Genomic DNA, 8,053 nt, shown 5'->3' on the forward strand with positions numbered 1-8,053 from the left:
TTCCCTGGGTACTCGTGGTGGGCTTCATGGTCTTGTCCTTGTCGCTCCTGGTGCAGGGTCTCCGGATGAAGGCAGAGGAAGAGAAGAGCCGGCCCGTTTTGAACACACCGGCGGTTTGGGGGCTGGTCTTCTTCGGGATTTACCTGGCGCTCCTCCCCCACCTTGGGTTTCTCATCTCCACCCCTCCCTTTTTCCTGGGACTCATGTGGCTGGCGGGCGAGCGCCGGCCCCTGTTCCTCGCGGGATTTTCAGTGGCGATTCCACTGTTCGTCTACGCCGTATTCCAGCACGGCTTCCAGATCCTTCTTCCGGCCTACGCACTCTAGGAGCCCCTGATGAACCCCGATATCGCCCAGGGCTTTCTCCAGGCCGCCGCGCCGGCGAGTCTGGCGGCGACCGCCATCGGGTGCGTCCTGGGGCTGGTCGTGGGGATGCTGCCGGGGATGACCATCAGCACAGGGATCATCATTGTCCTTCCCCTGACCTTCGTTCTCGATCCGGTGATCTCCATCGCCCTGATGCTGGGCCTGTACGCCAGCGGCATGACGGGCGGCAGCTTCTCGGCGATTCTGCTCAACATCCCGGGAACGCCCTCCGCCTCGGCCACCGCGATGGACGGCTACCCCATGGCCGCAAAGGGAGAGGCGGGCCGGGCACTGGGAATCGCCATCATCGCCAGCTTCGCCGGCGGTCTCTTCAGCTCTTTTTGCCTGTACCTGATCGCCCCCCAGCTGGCGGCGGTCGCCCTGAAATTCCACGCGGCCGACCTTTTCAGCCTCGTCTTTTTCGGGCTGAGCGTCATCTGCGGCTTCGCCGCCAAATCGCTCGTCAAGGGACTTCTCTCCGGCTTCATCGGACTCCTCATCGTCACCGTGGGACAGGACCCCATCATGGGAACCGCGCGCTTCACCTACGGCGACTCGAACATGCTCGCGGGCATTCACTTCCTCACCGCCATGATCGGTCTGTTCGCCATCCCGCAAATCGTCGAGGGCATTTTCGAGGGTTCCACCGGACAGAGTCCGATCACATCCGCCAGGCGGTTCGGAAGGCTTCTCCCGAGCTTCCAGGATCTCAAAAAAATCATGCGGCTCCCGATTCCCGTCGGCTCCCTGGTCGGCACCTTCATCGGCATTCTCCCCGGCGCCGGCGGCCCCATCGCGGCCTTCATCAGCTACGACTACACCCAGAAGATGAGCCGGGACAGGGAAGGGTTCGGAAAGGGCTGCGTCGAGGGCATCGCCGCCCCCGAGTCCGCCAACAACGCCGTCGCCGGCGGCGCGCTGATCCCCATGATGACGCTCGGCATCCCGGGCGACCCGGTGACCGCCATCCTGATCGGCGCCCTCCTCGTCCACGGCCTTGCGCCGGGGCCGCTCCTTTTCATGGAACAGGGGGGCTTCGCCTACACCGTCATCTTTTCTTTTTTCTGGGCAAACATCTTCAACTTCATCATCGCCTTCACGTGCATCCGCCTGATCGTCAAGGTGCTGGCCACCCCGCGTACCGTTCTGCTTCCGGTCATCGCCATTTTGTGCGTCGTGGGCAGTTTTGCCCTCCGGAATTCTTTTTTTGATACCTTTGTGATGCTGTTTTTCGGCTTGTTGGCCATTTTCATGCGCTGGCTGGAGATGCCGGTGGTGCCGCTTCTCCTCGCGCTCGTCCTCGGAAAACAACTGGAAGAGCATCTTCGGGTCGCGCTGACTGCCTCACGGGGAGATGTCTCTGTCTTCTTTACTTCACCCATCAGCCTGATCTTCTTGTCCCTGTCCTTGATTTCCATCGCGTGGCCGTTTATCTACGAACAAAGGAACCGGAGGAGCGCGCAGGACTGACGAACGGAAACGCAATGGGATAAGCTGAATCGCTATTTATCGGTTCAAGGAGAAAAGAATGAGCAACGGAAAAGTCCGGGTCGCATCCCTGGGGATGGGGTGGTGGTCCGATGTCCTGGCGGACGCCGTGCAGCGATCGGACAAAATCGAGATCGTTTCCTGCTACACGCGATCCCCGGAAAAGCGCGAGGCCTTCGCCCGAAAATACGGATGCGCGGCGGCGGGGAGTTACGAGGAAATGCTCGCGGACCCTTCCATCGAGGCCGTCATCAACACCACCCCGAACCACGTCCACCTGGAGACGGTCCGGGCGGCCGCCGAGGCCGGCAAGCACGTCTTCCTCGACAAGCCCATCGCCCACACCATCGCCGACGGCCGGAAGATCGCCGATAGCTGCAAGCGGGCGGGCGTCGTCCTCTCGGTCGGCTACCAGCGTCGCCGGGAAAATCATTTTTTGTGGATCAAGCGCGCCATCGAAGCGGGAAAATTCGGCATCCTGGTCCAGGCCGATGCGAACATCAGCCGCGACCGCGTGGGGCAGTTCGAGGAAGGTCACTGGCGCTACCGGGCGGACGCCATGCCGGGCGGCGTGATGCTTCAGATCGGGATTCACTACATCGACGTGCTGTGCATGCTGATGGGTCCGATCAAGGCCGTCTCCGCGCGCACGGGCCAACTCGTCCTCCCGGGCGAGAACCCCGACATCGCCAACCTGATCATCGAGCACGAAAACGGCGCCTGCTCGAACCTCACGGCCAGCTACGCCTCGGCGTCGGAGTACTACCTGATGAACATCTACGGGAAAGAGGCGACTGCCTGCTACACGCTGTTCGACGGCCTGCGCGTCCTCTGGCGCGGCGCCGAGGGGCCCGAGGCCGTCCCCTGCGAGAAGAACGACACCATCCGCGAGGAGCTCGACGAGTTCGCCGCCTGCGTCCGCGGCGAAGCTGCCCCCGGGGTGAGCGGCGACATGGCGGTCGAATCGCTGGCCGTCATCCGGGCCGGGGTACGCTCTGCAAAAGAGGGCCGCCGGGTGGAGATCGCCGAGATACTGGCAGACGATAACGAATAAACCAACGACAAGGAGACATCCATGCCGCGCATTCAGGCCGGAGAGCTGCAGCTCAACTATGCAGAAGCCGGAGCAGGCGACGCTTTTCTTTTCATCCCGGGCCTGATGGGCCTTCTGAACGCCTGGGATTTCCAGCTGCCGCATTTTTCCGGGCGCTACCGGTGCCTCACCTTCGACCACCGGGGGACGGGGGAGAGCGACAAGCCTGATGACGCCTACTCGACCGGCCTGATCGCAAAGGACGCCATCGGCCTCCTCGATGCGCTGGGCATCGAAAAAGCCATCGTCGCGGGAACTTCGACCGGCGGCTGCGTGCTGCAAAATCTCGCCCTCGACTACCCCGATCGAATCCGCTGCTGCATCTTCAGCAACACATGGACCACGGCCGACCCCTATATGCGGCGACTGCAAACCTCCCGGAAGCAGATTGCCCGGGCCTACGGGACGGAGGAGTACATCAAGTTCAGTTCGCTGTGGACGTGCGGGGCGACGCAGTTCCGGCACATGTACGAGAACCTGCTGGAGCTGGAAAAGCGCCAGAAGGAAACGATCGCCCCCGTAGAGGTTCTCTGCGCCCGCCTGGACATGACCCTGGAACACGACCGGACCGGCGAGCTCGACAAGATCGGCAAGCCCTCGCTCATCATCGCCGCCAAGGACGACGCCCTGACCCCGCCCTATTTCGCGGAAGACCTCCACAGGGCCATCAAGGGCTCGAAGCTGGTCGTTCTCGAAGAGGGAGGACACTACAGCTACCGGCGAAGCCACGCGGAGTGGAACGCCGCGGCGGACGCCTTCCTGAAAGAGGTGGAAGGGAAAATCTAGGCAGAGCGTCTTCGCGGGAGACTAATCTTCCGCTTTCTGCCCGGCAGGCTTGGCTGGCTCGTGGGTGCCGTTCGCGGCGCCGCCGTTGGTGAACACCGAAGCGAGCGAACGGCCGTTCCGTATGCTCTCGGCGACGGGCGCCAGGCGGGGCCGGAGATAATCCAGCAGATCCACCCAGAGAGAGAAAATGACCGGGATCAGCGCCAGCGTGAAGATCGTCGAGACCACCAACCCGCCCAGAATGGCCGAGCCCAGGCCCCGGTAAAGCTCGCTGCCGGAGCCCGAAGCCACCACCAGGGGGAGCATCCCCAGGACGGTGGTGGTGGTCGTCATGAAGATGGGGCGCATTCTGTCCCGGACGCTCTCCAGAATCGCCTCGCGAATCGGCATGCCCCCCCGGTTGTGATTCAACGCCTGGTGCACGAGCAGGATCGCGTTGTTCACCACGATGCCCGTCAGGATGATAAACCCGAGCATGGTCAAGGTGTCCATCTTCACCGAAGGCTCGAGCCAGTTCATCAGGCTCACCGACAGCACGCCGCCCGTCGCGGCGAAGGGAACGCTGAACATGATGATGAGCGGATAGCTCCACGCCTCAAACAGCGCGGCCATCAAAAGGTAGGTGATCAGCAAGGCGAGCAGGAACGACCACTTCAGCGCGTCCCATGTCCTCTCCAGGTCTTTCGCGCGCCCCGAAACGTCCACCGAGTAGCCGAGGGGAAGTGACGCGCGCAGGGGCCCGATGACCTCTGTTTTCATCCGGTCAATCGCAACCTGGAGCGGAAGCTCATCGCTGAGGTTCACCGTGAGGGTGACAGATCGATCGCGGTCGATGTGTTCGATCTTGGTCGGCCCCACCGACGGGCGGACCTCCGCGATGTCCGAGAGCTGGACCGTGCGCCCATTCGGCGCGTGAATCCGGATCCGGGAGAGCTCCTGGGTCCGCGAGAATTTTGCGATGGGCGCGCGGAGAACGATGTCCAGCTCCTTTCCCTTGTCGCGGAACAAACCCGCCCGCGTGCCGTTCACGAGGGTTTCCACGACATTTCCGAGCTCGGCCACGGAAAGGCCCAGGTCCGCCGCTTTTTCCCGGTCCACATGCACCTGAAGCTCGGGGCTCCCCAGATCGAAGCTGCTGTTGACGAAGCGGACCCCCTTCATCTGTCGGGCGCGCGCTTCGACCTCGGTGGCGATCCGCTGGATCTCATCGAGGCTGTCTCCGGTGATGTCCACGTCGAGGTTGATCCCGCCGATGAAGCCGCTTCCCCTCCTGCGGAACAAAGACGCCTGGGTGACGAAGGCGCGCACCCCGGGGATGCCCTGCGCCATCCCGAACAGCTTGCGGGTGAGCTTGCGCATGGATTCCTGATCGGAATATTCCGGCTTGGCGAGCAGGCCGATAATCGGCGTCTGGGTCCGGACAACGGCGAAGAACCGGTCAAGTTCCTTCACCCGAGCAAAGCGCTCTTCCAGGATGGTCACGATCTTGTCCATCTGCTCCATATTCAGGCCGGGCGGCGTCCGCAGGAACACGAACATGAGATTGCGGTTTCCCTTCGGGAGATAATCAATCGGCGGGAAAAAGACAAAAGCCAGAATCAACGCGGAGAGGGTCAGGCCGCCGGCGAAAATCACCCGCCGCCGGACCCCTTTCATGAGCCACTCCACGGTTCCCACCAGCGAGTCGCGCAGGAGGCCCCCTACCCGGTACGCCCCTGTCCGAGCCACGAATCGGGACAGGAGGGACTGATCGTCGGCCTCACTCAGTATCCGGGCACTCAGCATCGGGACCACGGTAATCGAAACAATGAGCGAGAGCGCGACCGCCACGCTGATGGCAATCGCGATATCCCGGAAGAGCTGCCCGGCTTCCTCCTGGACAAAAATGACGGGGATGAAAACGGCGAGCGTCGTCAGGGTCGAGGCGAGCACCGCCCCCCAGACCTCGGTGCCGCCGTCAATGGCCGCATCCCACCTGCTCTTGCCCATCTCGCGGTGCCGGTAGATGTTCTCGAGGACGACGATGGAGTTGTCCACCACCATGCCGACCGCGAACGCCAGGCCCGCGAGCGAGATGATGTTGATGGAGCGCCCCAGGATGAAGATGAAAATGAACGTGGCGACAACGGCGACCGGAATCGCGATCGCGATGATCAGAACACTCGAAACGCTCCCCAGGAAAAGGAGCAAAACAGCGACCGCGAGCGCACCGCCGATGTAGATGTTGCTGATCACAAGCCTGCGGGATTGCTCAATGTATTCCGTCTCGTCGTACACCTGGCGAAGCTGGATGCCCCTTCCCTTGTAGAGTTCATTGATGGCGGCGATCGTCTTCTTTACATGCGCCATCACTTCCATCGTATTCGCGCCGGTTTTCCGCAGAACGCCGAAGCCCATGGTGGGCTTCCGGGTGACGCGAATGCGGCGGGTCGGATCTTCATAATCGAACGAGACCTTGGCGATATCCCGCAGATAGACGGGCCCCGAGGGCCTCCGGGCCACAATGGTGTTGCGCAGCTGGCTGAGCTCGACGAAACTGCCCACCGTCCGGATGATGTAGCGGTTTTTCCCCTCGTCAATCTTGCCGCCCTTGGTGTTCCGGTTCTCCCGCAGGAGGGCGCCCCGCAGCGCCTCCACGGTGATGCCGCGGGCGCTCATGGCCTCATAATCGATCGTGATGCGGACCTCGCGATCCTCGCCGCCGAACATCCACACCGCCCCCACCCCGGGAACGCGCTCGAGCTTGGGACGGATGACATCGTCCCCCTCCACGCGCACCTCGTTGATCGGAAGGTCCGTGTCCACGACAATCCAGCCGATGGGGTTTTCCGCGTCCGAATTGACGGCCTGTATGATGGGGCGCTTGGCATCCAGCGGGAGATCGGCCACCAGCCCCAGTTTTTCGGAGACATCGAGGCGGGCAACGTCCTTATTCGTCCCCCAGTCGAACTCAAGGACAATCCGGGAGCGATCCTCCCCGCTCTGGGAAGTCATGTCGGTCAACCCCTCGACCGAGGTCAGCTTTTCTTCAATCAGCTCCGTGACTTCCTCTTCCACCTCGCGGGGAGAGGCGCCCTTATACTCCGTTTCGACCGTGATGACGGGCCGATCAACGGTGGGCGTCAGCTGAACCGGAATGCGGTAAAGGCTGATCGCACCGAACAAAACGGCAAGGATCACCCCCACCATGGTGGTCACCGGATACCGGACGCAGGCGCGAACGATGTTCATCCACGGTTTCCTTTCGGCTGAGATTTCTGCTGATCCGCACGGGGCTTGCCCGGGCCGCCTTCACCCTTTTTTCCCGGCGGGCCGCCTTCACCCTTTTTGCCCGGCGGGCCGCCGCCGCCCACCCGAACGGGCATGCCGCTGCGGAGCTTTTCGTTGCCCTGAACCACCACCGCCATCCCCGGCTGGAGTTCAGAGTCCTTGACCTCGATAAAGGAGCCGATGCTCCTGCCGGGCGAGAAGAACACCTCTCGCACCCGGCCTTTCGCGAAAACAAATACCGCCGCGCCCCGGACACGCTGGAGAACGGCGTCCTTGGGAACGAGTATCGCCTTGGCCGCATCGCCGTACCGCCTCGTGCCCCGGGCGCACATCCCGGCCTTGATGACGAAGTCCGGGGTGTTTTTCAATTCGATCTCAACAGGAAAAGTCCGGCTCACCGGATCCGCCTTGGGGATGACCCTTCGGATGAGCCCGGTGAAGCTCCGCCCCGGAATCGCGTCTATCGCGACGGAGGCCGTGTCATGCTCCTTGACCAGTAAAATCCTCCGCTCGGAAACCGGCACGCGGACCAGCACGCGATCGAGTTCGATAATCTCCGCAACGCGGCCGCCCTTCTGCACCCACTGGCCGACCTCGGCCGACTTCTCGGTGAGAAAACCCGTAAAGGGAGAACGAATCACCGTCTTGGAAAGCGCGTCCCTCAGGCTGGCGATTCGGGCCTGCATCCGATCAACCTCGGCCTTGGCCTTGGCGATCTCCTCGATGCGGGCGCCAAGCTCGGCTTCGCGCAAAATATTTTGCGCCTCCAGAAGGAGGCTCTTGCTGCTCTGGTGGTTTGCTATCGCCCGGTCGTAGGAGGCCTTGTCGAGAATTTTGCCCTTGTAGAGGTCCTCTGCCCGCTTCAGCTCCAGCTCATCGTTCTTGAGACGCGCCTGCCGCTCTCCCACCTTTGCGCGGAGGGCCTCGATGACCTCTTTGCGTCTTCCGCGCTTGAGTTGAAGATAGTCCTGGCGCGCCTTCTCGAGCTCGGCCGCCAACACCCGAAGATCGAGCTCCAGATCGGACCGGCTCAGCGTGGCGATAACGGTCT

The 8,053-nt window shown here is 62.5% G+C and carries 6 protein-coding genes; 4 read left to right on the forward strand and 2 right to left on the reverse strand.

What is annotated here, in order from left to right:
• The 4 genes from O2807_08690 to O2807_08705 form a co-directional block, all read left to right on the forward strand.
• Window positions 1-326: tripartite tricarboxylate transporter TctB family protein (locus O2807_08690; protein ID MDA1000572.1), on the forward strand; the 326-nt coding region annotated here is incomplete at its 5' end.
• A gap of 9 nt (window positions 327-335) precedes the next feature.
• Window positions 336-1,835 carry a tripartite tricarboxylate transporter permease gene (locus O2807_08695; GenBank protein ID MDA1000573.1) on the forward strand — a complete coding sequence of 500 codons (1,500 nt, stop codon included), beginning with the start codon at window positions 336-338 and terminating at the stop codon, window positions 1,833-1,835.
• A 58-nt stretch (window positions 1,836-1,893) separates the two neighbouring features.
• Entirely contained in the window at window positions 1,894-2,907 is a 1,014-nt protein-coding gene (locus O2807_08700; protein MDA1000574.1) for a Gfo/Idh/MocA family oxidoreductase, read from the forward strand.
• A gap of 21 nt (window positions 2,908-2,928) precedes the next feature.
• Window positions 2,929-3,732: an alpha/beta hydrolase gene (locus O2807_08705; protein ID MDA1000575.1), complete on the forward strand. Its 804-nt coding sequence runs from the start codon at window positions 2,929-2,931 to the stop codon at window positions 3,730-3,732.
• Between the two features lie 21 nt (window positions 3,733-3,753).
• Here O2807_08705 and O2807_08710 read toward each other — a convergent pair whose 3' ends face one another.
• Window positions 3,754-6,963, reverse strand: a complete 3,210-nt coding sequence (locus O2807_08710) for an efflux RND transporter permease subunit (protein MDA1000576.1) — start codon at window positions 6,961-6,963, stop codon at window positions 3,754-3,756.
• Window positions 6,960-8,053: efflux RND transporter periplasmic adaptor subunit (locus tag O2807_08715; protein ID MDA1000577.1), on the reverse strand; the 1,094-nt coding region annotated here is incomplete at its 5' end. The genes O2807_08710 and O2807_08715, both read right to left, overlap by 4 nt.

It is taken from the genome of bacterium, assembly GCA_027622355.1.
Lineage (GTDB): Bacteria > UBA8248 > UBA8248 > UBA8248 > UBA8248 > JAQBZT01.